Origin of the sequence: Shouchella xiaoxiensis (genome assembly GCF_016907895.1) — a bacterium.
Taxonomy (GTDB): Bacteria; Bacillota; Bacilli; order Bacillales; family Bacillaceae_D; genus Shouchella; species Shouchella xiaoxiensis.
The window spans coordinates 158,464-173,160 of sequence record NZ_JAFBCV010000005.1 but is presented as its reverse complement, the minus strand read 5'-3'; the positions used below and the strand labels follow the sequence as shown (position 1 = coordinate 173,160).

General features: G+C 41.3%; 15 protein-coding genes and 1 other annotated feature. Of the genes, 4 read left to right on the top strand and 11 right to left on the bottom strand.

The window, feature by feature from the left end; genetic code table 11:
• Positions 1-49: 49 nt before the first annotated feature.
• Entirely contained in the window at positions 50-547 is a 498-nt protein-coding gene (locus JOC54_RS10005) for a L,D-transpeptidase family protein (protein ID WP_035418235.1), read from the bottom strand.
• 176 nt (positions 548-723) lie between these two features.
• On the opposite strand from JOC54_RS10005, the gene JOC54_RS10000 reads away from it, so the two are divergent.
• On the top strand, positions 724-1,431 hold the full coding sequence (locus JOC54_RS10000) for a hypothetical protein (protein WP_204466074.1): 708 nt from the start codon (positions 724-726) through the stop codon (positions 1,429-1,431).
• A 40-nt stretch (positions 1,432-1,471) separates the two neighbouring features.
• On the opposite strand, the gene JOC54_RS09995 is transcribed toward JOC54_RS10000, so the two are convergent.
• The 4 genes from JOC54_RS09995 to JOC54_RS09980 form a co-directional block, all read right to left on the bottom strand.
• On the bottom strand, positions 1,472-2,281 hold the full coding sequence (locus JOC54_RS09995; protein ID WP_204466072.1) for an MBL fold metallo-hydrolase: 810 nt from the start codon (positions 2,279-2,281) through the stop codon (positions 1,472-1,474).
• Positions 2,282-2,724: 443 nt separating this feature from the next.
• A complete protein-coding gene (locus tag JOC54_RS09990; protein ID WP_204466070.1) occupies positions 2,725-3,150 on the bottom strand; it encodes a hypothetical protein in 426 nt (141 codons plus the stop codon).
• A 117-nt stretch (positions 3,151-3,267) separates the two neighbouring features.
• Positions 3,268-3,894: a SafA/ExsA family spore coat assembly protein gene (gene safA, locus JOC54_RS09985; RefSeq protein WP_204466068.1), complete on the bottom strand. Its 627-nt coding sequence runs from the start codon at positions 3,892-3,894 to the stop codon at positions 3,268-3,270.
• Between the two features lie 504 nt (positions 3,895-4,398).
• Positions 4,399-5,100 carry a metallophosphoesterase family protein gene (locus tag JOC54_RS09980; RefSeq protein ID WP_204466066.1) on the bottom strand — a complete coding sequence of 234 codons (702 nt, stop codon included), beginning with the start codon at positions 5,098-5,100 and terminating at the stop codon, positions 4,399-4,401.
• A 154-nt stretch (positions 5,101-5,254) separates the two neighbouring features.
• Between JOC54_RS09980 and JOC54_RS09975 the strand changes: the two genes are divergently transcribed.
• Complete coding sequence (locus JOC54_RS09975; protein WP_204466064.1) at positions 5,255-5,587, top strand: hypothetical protein; 333 nt, start codon at positions 5,255-5,257, stop codon at positions 5,585-5,587.
• A gap of 92 nt (positions 5,588-5,679) precedes the next feature.
• On the opposite strand, the gene JOC54_RS09970 is transcribed toward JOC54_RS09975, so the two are convergent.
• The 4 genes from JOC54_RS09970 to JOC54_RS09955 all read right to left on the bottom strand — a co-directional run bounded on the left by JOC54_RS09970 (position 5,680) and on the right by JOC54_RS09955 (position 9,742).
• Complete coding sequence (locus tag JOC54_RS09970; protein WP_204466062.1) at positions 5,680-5,838, bottom strand: YvrJ family protein; 159 nt, start codon at positions 5,836-5,838, stop codon at positions 5,680-5,682.
• Between the two features lie 78 nt (positions 5,839-5,916).
• Positions 5,917-6,363: a VanZ family protein gene (locus JOC54_RS09965; protein WP_367617788.1), complete on the bottom strand. Its 447-nt coding sequence runs from the start codon at positions 6,361-6,363 to the stop codon at positions 5,917-5,919.
• A 98-nt stretch (positions 6,364-6,461) separates the two neighbouring features.
• Complete coding sequence (gene proS / locus JOC54_RS09960) at positions 6,462-7,901, bottom strand: proline--tRNA ligase (RefSeq protein ID WP_204466060.1); 1,440 nt, start codon at positions 7,899-7,901, stop codon at positions 6,462-6,464.
• Between the two features lie 45 nt (positions 7,902-7,946).
• Positions 7,947-8,142: a binding site (T-box leader), on the bottom strand.
• 136 nt (positions 8,143-8,278) lie between these two features.
• A complete protein-coding gene (locus tag JOC54_RS09955; RefSeq protein ID WP_204466056.1) occupies positions 8,279-9,742 on the bottom strand; it encodes an MDR family MFS transporter in 1,464 nt (487 codons plus the stop codon).
• 162 nt (positions 9,743-9,904) lie between these two features.
• On the opposite strand from JOC54_RS09955, the gene JOC54_RS09950 reads away from it, so the two are divergent.
• Complete coding sequence (locus JOC54_RS09950) at positions 9,905-10,540, top strand: TetR/AcrR family transcriptional regulator (protein ID WP_204466051.1); 636 nt, start codon at positions 9,905-9,907, stop codon at positions 10,538-10,540.
• A gap of 121 nt (positions 10,541-10,661) precedes the next feature.
• Positions 10,662-13,598, top strand: a complete 2,937-nt coding sequence (locus tag JOC54_RS09945) for a beta strand repeat-containing protein (RefSeq protein ID WP_204466049.1) — start codon at positions 10,662-10,664, stop codon at positions 13,596-13,598.
• A 46-nt stretch (positions 13,599-13,644) separates the two neighbouring features.
• Here the strand turns inward: JOC54_RS09945 and rsgA are convergent, their stop codons facing one another.
• The gene (gene rsgA / locus JOC54_RS09940) at positions 13,645-14,493 is read right to left on the bottom strand and encodes a ribosome small subunit-dependent GTPase A (protein WP_239586661.1); all 849 of its coding nucleotides are present in this window, start codon (positions 14,491-14,493) and stop codon (positions 13,645-13,647) included.
• Positions 14,421-14,684 (bottom strand): ribosome small subunit-dependent GTPase A, encoded by a 264-nt coding sequence (locus JOC54_RS22910; protein ID WP_239586660.1) that lies wholly within the window; start codon positions 14,682-14,684, stop codon positions 14,421-14,423. Before JOC54_RS22910 ends, rsgA begins: the two co-directional genes overlap by 73 nt.
• Between the last annotated feature and the right edge of the window lie 13 nt (positions 14,685-14,697).

Sequence of the window (14,697 nt, the reverse complement as noted above, 5' to 3'; positions counted from 1 at the left end):
TTAGTGTGATAGTTTTACGCAAGCAACGTTTTTGGGAAAAATAAGGATGTTATGGCTGTATCGTGACCTTTGTGCCAATAGGAATTGTAGCAGCAAGTTCTTCAACATCGGCATTTTGCATTCGAATGCAGCCATGTGAAACAGAATGTCCGATTGAAGACGGATCATTGGTTCCGTGAATACCGTAGTGTTGTTTAGAGAGCGACATCCACATCGTCCCAAACGGACCTCCAGGATTAGGTGCTTTGTTGATGATGACATAATCTCCAAGCGGTGTTTGTGTCAGCATTTTTCCAACGGCAATGGGATAGGTGTGAACCAGTTGATTGTCTTTGTATAAGCGTAATGCATGTTCCGATAAAGAAATGATAATCTGGTACGGTAGAGTGGCCGGATCAGGTAAGTTAGGAATGACGATTTGTTCATTTGTGTATAGTAGATTAGGCTGTGCGCGTGGATTGGCTTGTAAAAGTGTATAAAGCGGTATGCGAAAATCTGCAGCAATCGATGAGAACGTTTCTCCAGGCTTGACGATGTGGATGTACATGTCTTACACCTCATTTTTATGTGATAGTGCACAGTATGTTCTTCAGTATGAAAAAATGATGTAAAAATAAGTGATCGATTGAAAAAAAGACAGAAAAAGAGGTTTGGCTCAGTAAGGGAGAAGGTATTCTAAAAGTAAGACTAGAACAAAAATGACAAGCGAATGGGGCGATGACGATGAGAAAAACAATTGGAGCGACAGGGTTTGGACTTATTTTACTGATCTTATCGATCGTAATCATCCCGCTTTTATCTACTACATATAAGCCTCTGGCGGCAGAGCAATCAGTCACTGCCGAAGAAGCTCTTACAATCGCAACAGAGGGCTATGCAGACCTCGACAGTTTATTGATGAATGCAGGAACGAACTTTAATTGGTGGGGCGCGCAAGACATTCAGCTAGACGTGATTGAAGACGAATTACAAGCAATCGCGCTAGATGAAGTCGTGGATTTAATTAAGAACGATGCTTCGCACATTTTTTGTGAGTGCGATGCTGGTGTGTGGGTTCCAATGAAAGAGACAAACCGCTTTCAAGTCAATGATTTTAATGATGAAAAAATAGAAGCTTCTTTTTACCAATTTTCCACAAGCACAGTGCAGGCTGGGACAACGCACCTGACCTTCTTAAAAGAAGAAGAGACGTGGAAACTAGCTTCAATCGATTGGGATTTTAACAACATTCAAGTGACGGAAGCGGAAGTGGAGGCACACCTTGCTCGGTTAGGTCAGGGTCAAGTAGAAGAATTAACGAAAGGGACAGTGAATGGAGAAGCGGCATTTTTGTACCGCTTCAAAGATCAAACATCGTATTCAACTATTTCTGTAGCGACAGGGCAGCCACTTGAAGACGTTTCAAGCGAGTATCTGGAACAGAGTGAATAAGCAAAAAACGAGCAGTAGGGTCTACCCTACTGCTCGTTTTTTAAGCGTGATTAATGATTGATTGAATAATATGTTTAGAATCCCATTGGCCGTAAGAAAAGAACGTAATCGGATACTTTCGTGGAAATAAGCGACTTTGTATTTCCTTAATTGGTAAACCTTGTTCATGAAGCATGAGAACATGTTCTTCCGTTTCTTTTAAATAGGCTAGCTTTGCGACGAGTCGTTCTCTCCCATTCTCCAAGTAACCAGCATGACAACAGAATACATCTTTGAAGTCATAGGTTAAGACCGTTTCAAGCGACTGAATAATTTCTGGAATGGATTCGCTTTCCATGGCTACTTTTGTTTTTGTCTGCACATAAAGATCACCTGAAAAAAGCTGACCTGTTGTCTTATTTAATAAGGCAGTATGGTCATAGGAATGTCCGGGCGTGTAAATACTTGTCCAATCCTGTGTTCGACTAGAAAAATGCTCAGGCATGGGTTTGGGGTGGAATGGCTTACGTTTGCCCCAGTATAATTTGCGATAAATCGGGTATTTCCCCGGTCTTGTAGCTTCTGGAATGGAACGTTTGTTTAAATAAATTGGAACAGCCAGCTGATTCTCGAACCAGTCTGCACAGCCTGTATGGTCTTCGTGAATATGCGTACAGTACAATGAATCAATCGATTGCTTCTTCCAAAAATCAAGAAAGTGGGAACGGAGTGAGGACCCTCCTGCATCAATAATAAGACCATCAATCGCAAAGCTATATGTATTAAGCTGAATTTGACGGAATGTCACTTTGCCATTCGCCATCTGAACAGAACCAACCGTTTTTTCGGACATTGATTTAGAAAATAGCATAGCATGGGACCCTCTCTTTTAAAGAAATGAATAACTATTCATTTTTTCTAGTATAGGCTATTTAGCCATGAGAAAGCAATATATGAATAGTAAAAAGGAAGCGAAGGCGGTTCGCTTCCTTTAACAATTGGAGGTCCTTTAACATGAAAATGCAAGATGGGTTGCCATGAATAATTGAAAAAGCTGAGGTTTGTAAAACGATTAACGAATACCTTCTCCCACTAAAGGATTTACTTAGATAAAGTTTTAAAACACACATACTCTTTCGTGGATTTTTGGCGGTAAATCCGATCATTCATTTGTAAGTCATACTTACATTAGTACTATATGTTCTAAAATGACAATTGAACTAACAAGTACCTAATAATTCAAAAAATAAGACAAGCGCCTAAAACAGCGCCTTTTTTTATTCGTTTAAGTTTCAGCAAAAAGATAAGGCAAAATCATGAAGGGATTGAAAAATCAATTGCCTGTAGCAAGGAATTAATATCGCCATCGAAATATAAAAAGATTGATTGGTTTTTTTCATTTATTACCATAAAAGAAGGGGAATCTTCATCAGTGATTACAAAAATGGCCTGATTGATCGATGACTTGATCCATGGATTGTTTAAGGAAAAGGATTCAGTCAAAGGCACTTTAATTAAATAACCGGTCTTAGGAATGGGGTCAATTTTTGTTACTAAACCCTTTGCTTCATTAAGCAGCTTGGTCGTTTCGCTTTCAATTCGTTTGTTTATTGACGTACTGTAAACAACTTCTTCCTTTTCAATAGTAAAAACCTCAACAGCAGAGGCTGCTGTTGCAGATTGAACAAAGACTAAACTAAAAAAAAGGGTAAGAACGATAAGGAATGTTTTATTCATCATTTAAGTTCACCTCTCTGTTAAAGTGCCCGTTTGAAGGTCGGCTATGCGTTGTTATAGGATGAAATCAGATAGCGAAAAAAAGACAAGAAGGTATAATCCTTCTTGTCTTACTTATGGTTAACGATTAATAAACATTTGAGTCCAGTAATGACCGTATGATCCTCCTTGAGAATAACCAACGCCAATTTCTGTATAGTTTGCAGATAAGATATTTTGGCGGTGACCTGAGCTGTTCATCCAGGCATTAAATACGGATTGAGCGCTCGTTTGACCAGCAGCGATATTCTCACCTGAAGCACGATAACTAATCCCGAAGTCGCGAATCATCTGGTGAGGACTTCCATATGTAGGTGACGTATGGCTAAAGTAATTGCTGTCGCGCATATCATTTGATTTAAACCTGGCTACTCGAGAAAGCTCCCAGTTTTCTCTTAAAGGTTGGAGACCATGTTTGGCACGCTCGGCATTTACAAGTGAAACCACTTGCTGTTCCATTGATTGGTGATTTGAATTCTGACCTGGTAATTGAATTGTTTGACCAGGGTAAATCATATTTGGGTTCGAAATGGATGGATTAGCATCAATAATTTCAGAAACCCCTACTTGATAGCGAGCTGCAATTTTCCACATCGTATCCCCTGAAGAAACGGTATGTGTTGACGCAGCATGGGCATCAGTAGAAAAACTAATGGCAAAAGTGACGGACAACAAAATAGTAGTGAGTAAAGAGAATAATGTTTTCATAAGTAGTATCTTAATGTGGTTGAGTATGAAAAAACAGAGGGGATCATTGGGCAAGTTTGAAAAAGCGTGAAAAAATGGGGAAGAAAGGATTTTACATTTCAGTTTGTTTACAACAGTGTAACACATGATTTACAAAAAGGCGATTTGTATGGACGAAACCAAATATTGGTACCAATCCGTTCGTTTTTTAAAATGGAGGGAGGACAACGGATAGTCCCTTTCCATCAAACAGACATAGCTTTTTTTAAGAAAGACCTGTTAGGAAGAGGAGTGAGAAAATGGCTATTGGTATTCCGGTACCTGGTTTAGGTAGTGTAAGTGTATTAACGAGGAATGAGGACCTTGTTCGAATGACATGTCGATCCACAATCGCTCTCGGTCTTTGCGCTTAAAGAAGTATCCGATGGCTCTCTTCTCGCAGCAACTTGTGAGACGAGTAGGCTGTCTTACAACTGGAGCAGCTTTTAGCGGACAAGGAAAAAAAGAAGGTCCCTCCTAGTTGAACTAAGAACGACCTTCTTTTTTATGAATGTGATGCCAATGAAATTGTCCAGATTGATCTATTTTTAACCCGTGAAGAGTTCCACCGAATACAAGACCACCGTCAATTCCAATCTTTGTTTGACAAGCCGAAAACCAAGGTTCTGTACTTGGTTCAGGGTGGAGCATTTGAGTTGGCGTGTGACCAAATACAATGGTTTTACCTGTTTGATTTTCGTCGTTGTGGAATGGCTCACGAATCCATAGAAAGTCTTTCTTAGAGGTTTTTCTCCAATCATCTAATGACAAATTCACCCCGGCATGAACAAATAAAAAATCGTTCCATTCATAATAGAGCGGCAGTTTAGCCAGAAATTGAATCTCTAATGGAAACGCTTCCATCATCGCGCGTCTCTTATCGGGTTCGTCATCGGTCCCAAGAAATGATGTAATTGTCTCTTGTCCACCGTTACGTAGGAAACGTTCAACATGTCGTTCATTGATCCAATCAATTAGCATCGCTTCATGATTACCTTTTAAGGCAATAGCACCATGTTCTTGAACAAGAGAATGGACAAGTTTTACAACGGAAAATGAATCATTTCCCCGGTCAATATAGTCGCCAAGAAAAATGAGCTGTTCCTCTTCTTTATTCCAAAAATCAAGCATAGTAAGGAGCTCTGAGTAACATCCGTGTATATCACCAATTACAAAAGCTTTGTTCAAACCAATCAAACCTTTTTTCTTTTTAGTATATCAAATTTAAGTTGAGACAACAGCTAATTACGCTGTTTTTTTGAGTCAAAGAATGAAGTGGGTGTTCATTTTGATAAAATAAGAATATAAGAAGTAACCAAAATGAACGATGGGGGAGAAGAGAATGATTACATATCAATTAGTTAATTCAAATCTATTCAAGTTAAAACCGTTGGACCAAGAGATCATCTGTGAAGAGATTGAAAAAATTGTGCATGCGTCTGGGCTGGATCCTTCTAAACGCATGACGTTACGTACAAAAAAAGGGTCCTATCACTGGCATTTAAAGAAGCAGAAAGAAAAAGGAGTTTTAGAAATAACCTATTGGCCCTCGAAAGAACGGCTCTTATTAGAAATTCATCAAAACAGGCGAGCGAACTGGAATGAAGAAATGATTGAAACCTTGTCAGCTCTTTTTGAAGACGCATTTGGTGGGGTGGTTATTAAAAACGTTTAGTTAGAATGAATTACTGGTTTTTCTCTGAAAAAAACCAGCTAGCTTTAGGCTAACTGGTTTGTACAATTCCTGCAGACATAGCTGCCGTTCGCTCAACGCTTATCTTTTTTTGTTAGCGTGTTTTTCAACTCATTAATGACGGCTGTTAACACTTCAATCTTCTTCTCAAAGCGTATTAATAAGTAGCCAGCCACAACAACGGGGAAGCCGAAATTCCCAAGAATAAAAACCCATTCATTTAGATTTGTCATTCTCCTCACCCTCCTTATAGTAGAAAGAGGATGAAGTTCGTAAAAATTAACGATATCTACGAAAGTTATAGACCAAGCTTACGGCCAATAGCGTTTTTTAAGTTGAACAAATAGGCTGTAACACGCAATTCCTATTGCACTGCCTAAGCAGTCAATCAACACATCCGTTACCTGACCACTTCGTCCAGGGATAAAAAGTTGATGAACCTCATCAGAGATGGCATAGGCCAAGCTGATAGCAAATGTCATATACACGCGCCGCTTACCAACGATAGCCAGCTGTCCAAACGCATTCATTACTAATAAACTTAGAACGAAATAAGCACTAATATGGGCGCCTTTTCGCAAGAGTGTATGAACAGTTTGATTTTCTAATAGGTCAAATGGAAGAATGCTGTTAAGCAAAGCCATCAGACCACCACTTAGATCTGAAGATTCTTCTCCAGGCTGGTGCGATAAATAAAAAATGAGAATCATCCATAAGACCACAAGGAGCCAAGAGAAGAAAGGGCGATATTTTTTCACATAAAACTCCTTTCATACTTTTAAATCGACATTATTCCCCAGGAAATAGGAAATTAGGAGAAATTCGCGATCCTCCCGATTTTTTTATAGACCTAACTTTAATAGGCTTTTGCCCAATAAACTTCTTTCTGTGCTTCTTTACCACAATAAACACAGTGCTCTGATAAAGAAGCTTGTTCAAACGGGATACACCGAGCCGTTGCGCCGGTTTGCTCTTTTATCGCTTTTTCGCAAGCGGTTTCTCCACACCACATTGCCCGGATGAATCCTGGGTTTGATGTTAACGAAGCTGCAAATTCTACAAATGATGAGACGGATGTTGTTTTCGCAAGTTGTTTTTCTTTTGCTGTTTGATATAAATCTGACTGTATCGTTTCAAGCAATTGCGTTAATGCTGTCGGTAGCGCTTCTAAGGAGACAATGATTTTCTCACGAGTATCTCTGCGTACGAGCACGGCTTGATTTTTTTCAATATCTTTAGGACCTAGCTCAATTCGAATAGGGACACCTTTCATTTCATGCTCATTAAATTTCCAGCCAGGTGTTTTATCAGAATCATCAAGCTGTATACGAATATGTGGTGTCAGCTGATGAAGTATCGCTCTAGCTTTATCGAGTACGCCGTCTTTATGTTGAGCAATTGGAATAAGAATGGCTTGAGTTGGTGCGACCTTTGGTGGAAGCACAAGCCCACTTTGATCACCATGAACCATGATGAGTGCACCAATCAATCGTGTTGTAATCCCCCACGATGTTTGGTGAACATGGTTTTGAGTCCCTTTTTCATCCAAGTAGGTTATATTAAATGACTCGGCAAACCCTGTTCCAAGATGGTGAGACGTACCTGATTGCAAGGCTTTTCCGTCATGCATGAGGCTTTCGATCGTTAATGTATAGACGGCGCCGGCAAATTTTTCATTTTCTGTTTTTGTTCCGCGAATGACAGGAATCGCTAGCTGGTTTTCAACAATTTCGGTATAGACATCAAGCATTTGTCTCGTCTCTATCTCTGCTTCTTCATGCGTAGCATGTGCTGTATGTCCTTCCTGCCATTGAAACTCCAATGAACGCAGAAAAGGGCGGGTTGTTTTTTCCCAGCGAACTACGTTAGCCCATTGGTTATAAAGCATTGGCAAATCTCGGTATGAATGAATGTTGCGTGCATAGTAATCGCAGAACAACACTTCTGATGTAGGGCGGACCACTAATCGTTCATGTAATTCTTCAGAACCCCCGTGCGTAACCCAAGCCACTTCTGGAGCAAACCCTTCAATATGATCTTTTTCTTTTTGAAGCAAGCTTTCTGGGATAAAAAGAGGGAACTGAACATTCGAGTGCCCAGTTTGTTTAATTCGATTGTCGAGCACATCGCGAATATGTTCCCACAGCGCATAGCCATAAGGCTTCATGATCATGGTTCCTCGAACTGGTCCATAATCAATTAAATCAGCTTGTTTAACAACATCGGTATACCACTGGGCGAAATCACCGTCCATGTCGGTAATCTGTTGTACAAACCCTTTGTTTTTCTTGGACATCCTCGTCACCTCATTTTTTTTAAAACACAAAAAAGCCTCATCCCTGTAAGGGACCAAGCTTTGGCGGTACCACCCTCGTTTACACAATAAACATGTACACTCTGATTGATAACGGTGTAAACACCGCGCGGAATCCGCGAACTCCAAGGCAGGTTCAAGCGATTTCCTTAAGAAGCTCGCAGCGTACGCTTCCTCTCTGTGTAAGGTCCTATGCTTTACTAATCCTTATCTTCGTTGTAAATATTTCTAATAAAGATAGCGGTTTTTGTATGGAAAGTCAAGGTTCATTTTGTGAGATAGCTTAAAGAGAGGAGATCTCATTCTTCAAGAAAAAAACGATACGCGAGAGCGTATCGTTTATAGAAATGAAATAATTCTTACTGTTTCTTTTGTTGACTACGTTTAACTAGTAAAGCAAGCACAACTGCTGCGAGCGCTAAGTAAAAGCCGGTCGAAAAGCTTTGTTGCGAGCCGTACGTTAAAGCATCAATTGTTTGTTGTTCCGTTGGATTTACGATGTCATTCGTATCAAGATAGGTTTGTTGACCTGTTTCCATTACAGAAATAAATAGAGCTGCTCCAATCGCACCAGAAACTTGCATCAGCGTATTCATAATCGCAGTACCATGAGGATACAGTTTTTCCGGTATTTGATTCAAGCCATTTGTTTGCGCCGGCATCATGATCATCGCAACTGCAATCATTAGAATCGCTTGTTGAACAACAACAATCCAAACAGGAATTCCTGGAACAGTAAAGCGATAAGTGAAGACAATTGCTGCAAGAATAATCGTACCAGGGATAAGCAGGGGTCTCGGGCCAAACTTATCAAATAAACGACCCATTATCGGAGACATTGCCCCATTCAATAACCCCCCTGGAAGCATAATCAAGCCTGTTGTAACAGCTGTGAATAACAATGCACCTTGCATATAAATCGGCATGACAAGCATCATTGCAAACATCGTCATCATAACGAGCATGACAAGTAAGAGTCCAATTAAAAACATGGGATAGCGGAATACGCGTATATCTAGCAAAGGGTTCTCTAGCTTTAACTGGCGCCAGCTAAACAATGCGATTGATACAAATCCTATTATTAGAAAAGAGAGTACAAGTGGATCTGTTAAACTTGCATCGCCCTTACCAGAAGCGCTAAAGCCGTAAACAATGCCCCCGAATCCAAGTGAAGATAATAAGAAGGATAGGACATCTAATTTAGGTTTAGTTGTTTCTGAAATATTCGTTAGTACCTTCATTCCGAAAAACAACGAGCCAAGTGCAATCGGTAAAATGAAGAAAAACAACCAGCGCCACGAAAAGTTGGAAACAATCAACCCTGATACGGTTGGTCCAATCGCTGGAGCAAACATAATCACTAAACCAACCATACCCATAGCTGCACCACGGCGTTCAACTGGAATAACGGAAAGAATAATGTTAATTAATAGCGGAATCATAATCGCTGTACCAACTGCTTGTGTTAAGCGACCAATTAATAAAATCGAAAAAATAGGACTTAATCCTGAAATTAGCGTTCCAATTGAAAATAGGGACATGGCTGTAATAAATAACTGCCTCGTCGTAAATCGTTGCATAAAATAAGCTGAAATTGGCACGAGTATACCAATTACAAGCATGTATCCGGTAACTAACCATTGTGCGGTGCTTGAGAAAACACCGAAGTCATCCATAATAGCATTTAGGGCGACATTCAAAATGGTTTCACTTAAAATCGCCACAAATGCTCCTGATAATAATACGGCAATAACCGGAATTGGGTTAATGTCTGGTCTGCTTGTTTCTTTAGCAGCATCACTTTCTTGACCAATAACCGCCATCTTTTAACCTCCACTCATAAAAAAAGAAATATAGAACGTCTGCGTTCAGCTACGTTATCTTACCACCATGAATTACGAAACGCAATAGGTCCGTATTTGTAAAAATAAGGCTGAGGTGCTAAGCTTGTAAGTAATAACCTGAATAGGGCAGGTGCTATTTTAATGAACGCAGAACAGATTGACCAAGATGAAAGCAAGCGCGGTAGACCTCTTGATCTCTCAAGAAATGAAGTGATTTTAACTGCCACACTGGAATTACTAGCTGAGAATGGCTATGAATCCTTAACAATAGAAGCTGTTGCCGCAAAAGCGAAGGTTGGAAAAGCAACAATCTATCGGCGCTGGTCATCAAAGACCGCCTTGGTTATCGATGCAGCATCATCGATAAGTCCATTTAAAACACTTTGTCAGACGCTTAATCGAGAGAAAGCGTTGAGAGATCAATTAATTGATATGCTTTCGCTTGTTTTTCAAAATGAACAAGCCAATTATCAAAAAGCACTGACAGCAATTGGTTCGGCCATGCCTCATCATAAAGAATTAGAAAAAGGGCTTCATAATGATTTCTATTACCAGCATCGAGCAACGATTGAGTCAATTATTCAACCGTTTTTAAAAGAACAGCATGCGTTGACCGATCCAGAGCTAGATTTGCTTGCTGACATCGGTCCCGCTTTAATTACCTATCGTGTCTTTTTAATTGGCAAAGCATTTGACCATGCATATGTTGTTCGGATCGTTGATACATTAATGATGCCGATCTTAGATAAAGCTCTTAAGGAACCAACTGCTTACTAAGCGGTTGGTTTTTTCTAGATCCGTTCATCAATTTTCGCTAGTCGAGTAACCTGCCTCAATCATATGAAGACTAAGAAACATAGACTACAAGAGCAGAAAACGATGAAAGGAAGATAATGAGATGGTTCTTGTAGCAAATGAAGCTCAACTATTAGCTGCTGTTGCAGCACAACAGTCGCCACTAGAAATAACGGCAAGCTTCCAAATAAGCGCGCAAATTAATGTGAATTACAGTACGGTTATTACGAGCCAAGGTCCAGGGATACAAACGTTATCTAAAGTGGCCAATTTCCCTCTACCAGGGTATATGTTTAATGTAATTAACGGAGCAACCGTGACGTTTCAAAACATTACGCTAGATGGCAATTTAGCTGGTAATCCGGAAGGGATTATAACCAATCGAAGTCTCATTAGTGCCCAAGGTGGAACGGTAATCTTAGATACAAATCTCACATTGCAAAATAACTATGCCTTTCAAGAAGGAGGTGGATTTTATTTAAGAGGACTTGTAGGTACACCAAGTGGCTTCATTATGAGGGCAAACGCCACAATCACCGGTTGTATTTCACGTACAAGTGGTGGCGGCGTCATGATCGCCCGACGTAATGTAGGTGATAGTGTAACGATTTCAGGTAGCGCAGCCATTGTGAATAACAGAGCCCAACAAGGGGGCGGGATTTTCTCTAGCTGTTATGTTGATGGAGTAGGTAGTGATTTAACAATTGGTGATTCTGTTCAAATTGCCAATAACACGGCGATCGGTAATGGAGGAGGGATCTATTATACAAATCTAACCAACAATTCGGTACCTGTTTCTCTCTTAATTACAGGTAATGCCTTGATTTCAGGGAATCAGGCTTCTGGAGGGGCTGGTGTGTTTTTTTTAAGCACAAATAGTCTTGATCAATATACAATAACGGCTGCTCCAACATTTACGAATAACACTGCTGTTGGCAACGGCGGAGGCTCTCTGCTTGTTGCTAATACTGGTGGTGCAAACCTTACTGTTACAGGTGGAGTTTTTACAGGGAATAGCGCATCGATTGCTGGTGGGTTAGGCGTGTCGACTCAAATAGGCGGTACGGTGAACATCACTGGCGCTCAATTCCTTAATAATCAAGCAAGAGCAGGGGCTGGAGGGGGCTTCTTTTACAACAATACATCAACAACAATTCCTTCAACGGTGACGATTTCAGCGATTGATGCAACAGGAAATCAAGCAGGGTCCAACGGCGGCGGAATCTTTGTGAACGGTGGACCAAGTTTATTAACATTTAATTTGGATAACTCCACAATCGATCAAAATCGTTCAGGTCAAAGTGGAGGCGGCGTCCTAATAAACAATGATGCCGGTGCAAACGCGATTGTGACGAATAATAGGATCACGAATAATCAAGCAGGTCAAGCAGGTGGCGGTTTTTTCTTTGCTAATCAACAAGCCGGGCAAAGCACGTTGCAGTTAAGTTCAAATACGCTAACCACGAATACCGCTCAAGTTGAAGGTGGAGGCCTTCGCCTTACTGGCGGTCTCGGGGTATTAAATACAACGATTCAAGATTGTACGATTGAGGGAAATGTCGCAACAACAGGAAATGGTGGCGGTGTTTGGTTTTCGAACGATACGAGTCATTTAATTGTTACTGGATCAACGTTCATTAATGCCAATCGCTCATTAGCGGCAAATGGCGGTGGTATTTACTTTAATACGAGTCCTGCTGGAACCTTGACGGTAAGTGGGGATGTTGTCATCTCAAATAACCAAGCTGGAATGGCAGGTGCACTGGTGAGCGCGAATGGTGGAGGCGTTTGCGTTATTACGGGCAGTTCAAATGTAGAGGCATCTGTTCAAATTATTAACAATCAAGCTGCTCGGAACGGTGGTGGCTATTTCATCGGTGGTGAAGGGGCACACACATTCTCAGGAGGGACGATCTCTGGAAATGTGGCTGGCTTATCTGGAGGAGGGATTATTCAATCAGGTGATAATCAGGTTAATCTTTCAGGAGGAATTATTAGCAACAATCGCGCGAATGCCAATGGAGGAGGCTACTTTGTTACGGCAAACGGAGTTGCTAATCTGGTTGGAGGATCAATTACAGCTAACAGCGCGTTAAATGGAGGTGGTCTCTATATAAGCAATAACGGGACGGCTACGTTAAGTGATAGAAACATTCTAGCGAATAACACGGCAGATGCGCTTGCGCCTGGCGTATTCAGTGGGGGTACCTTGAATGTAGCTGGCAATCGTGAGTTATCAAATGGGCTTTATATCCTTGGCTTACCGAATGTCGCGCAAATTATTGGGCCCTTAGCTGGTTCGGTCATTCAATTGAATGGAACGCCATACGTCTCAACAAATCCACAAGGCACGCCAATTGTAGTAGCAATAGCTACACCTGCATATCCAACATTAACACAGGCTGATGCAGATGCGTTTCTTAAGCCGCCGGTAGGGTTTGACGGGTGGGAAGTAAGATTAGAGGGCACGACTCAGGTCGTTATTGCACCAATCGTCTATACAATTACGTACGCAGGACTATTCCCTGGGCAAGCAAACCCAAATCCGCCAACGTATACGGTCACTGATCTTCCGATTGTATTGCAAGATCCAGAGCAAATTCCAGGTCAACAGTTTTTAGGTTTCTTTGATGAAGCTGGAAACAGAGTGACGGTAATACCGGTAGGAACAACGGGCAATCTCGTTTTAACTGCTCGATTTGCAGAAGATCAATTTTTATTAACGTTCTTTGCCAATGACGCTGACGGACCTCCGGCAACGAATATTCCTGATCCAATTCCGTTTGCGCCAAATCAAATCATTACGATTCCACTGCAAATTCCCTTAAGACCAGGTTTTCGTTTCATAAGCTGGAATACAGCTCCAGACGGAAGTGGAATGACCTATTTACCAGGGCAAAGCTTCATTGCGCCAAATTCGGACTTGAACCTGTTTGCTCAATATATTCCTCTAGGCAAGCCTGATTATTATAAGCGAGCAGAAAAATGCCGGAGACTAAGAGAAAAATGTTGCGATTACGATAAAAAATGTAAGGATTAGCAAGCGGAAAGAAGCACTGTACATTCGTACAGCGCTTCTTTTTTCATTACTTATGACGTTTTCTATTTGCGGTTTGCTTCTTCCATTGTTTCTTTTGTTCAGATGCAAGTCTCGCGCTCTGCTTCCGTTCCGCATGCGCTTTCTCACGCTGAAGCTTAAGATAGTTATTCCACCTACCTTGCTCAAGCGTTTGGTCAGCTAATGCTTGCGAAACCGCACAGCCTGGTTCTGAGGTATGGGAACAGTCGGAAAATCGACACTGTTGTTGTAAGGAGACGATATCAGAAAATGAGGCATCTTCACCGGAGTTGTCACTAGACCAGAGCTGCATTTCTCTCATTCCTGGTGTGTCAATTACAATACCGCCGGTTGGCAAGACATGTAACTCTCGGTGGGTGGTTGTATGTCTGCCCCGTTGATCATGCTCGCGGATCGCACCGGTCTTTTCTTTTTCTTCAGCAAAAAGTGCATTAAGCAAAGTCGATTTTCCTACTCCAGAAGAACCCATCAAAACAATGGTATCAGCAGGGTGAATCAACTCATACAAGCCTGCTTTACCAACTTCCGTCTCAGCACTCCATAATTCAACAGGACTGCCATGCGCAAGATCGATTACTTCCTGTTTTATCTCTTCAGCTGCCTCTGATAAATCGGCTTTCGAAAGAACTACAACTGGTGAAGCACCTGAGTCCCACACGACTGAAAGATAGCGCTCTAGCTTACGTTTGTTCAGTGGTTCAGCGCTGCTGATCACGATGAACACTTTTGTCACGTTGGCTGCAATAATTTGCGCCTCTGTTTTTAAGCCAGCGACCTTTCGCGTTATCGCGGAAAACGGGGAATTAATCGTTCGATCATAGCTTGACCATGGGCTTGAGGCGTTATTTCTACCCAATCACCTACTGCTGGCAGTTCAAGGCGCGACTGCGCTTCATGGTGCAGTCTGCCACGAACAACGGCTTGGTAAGTGGCTTCTGTTGACTGAATGGTATAGTGTCCTTTATGTTCACGGATAACGCGAGCTAAATATGTTTCGTCACCGTCATATGCAAGTTCATCTCTATAGCCTAAATCAATTAAATTCAATAAAAATCCTCCT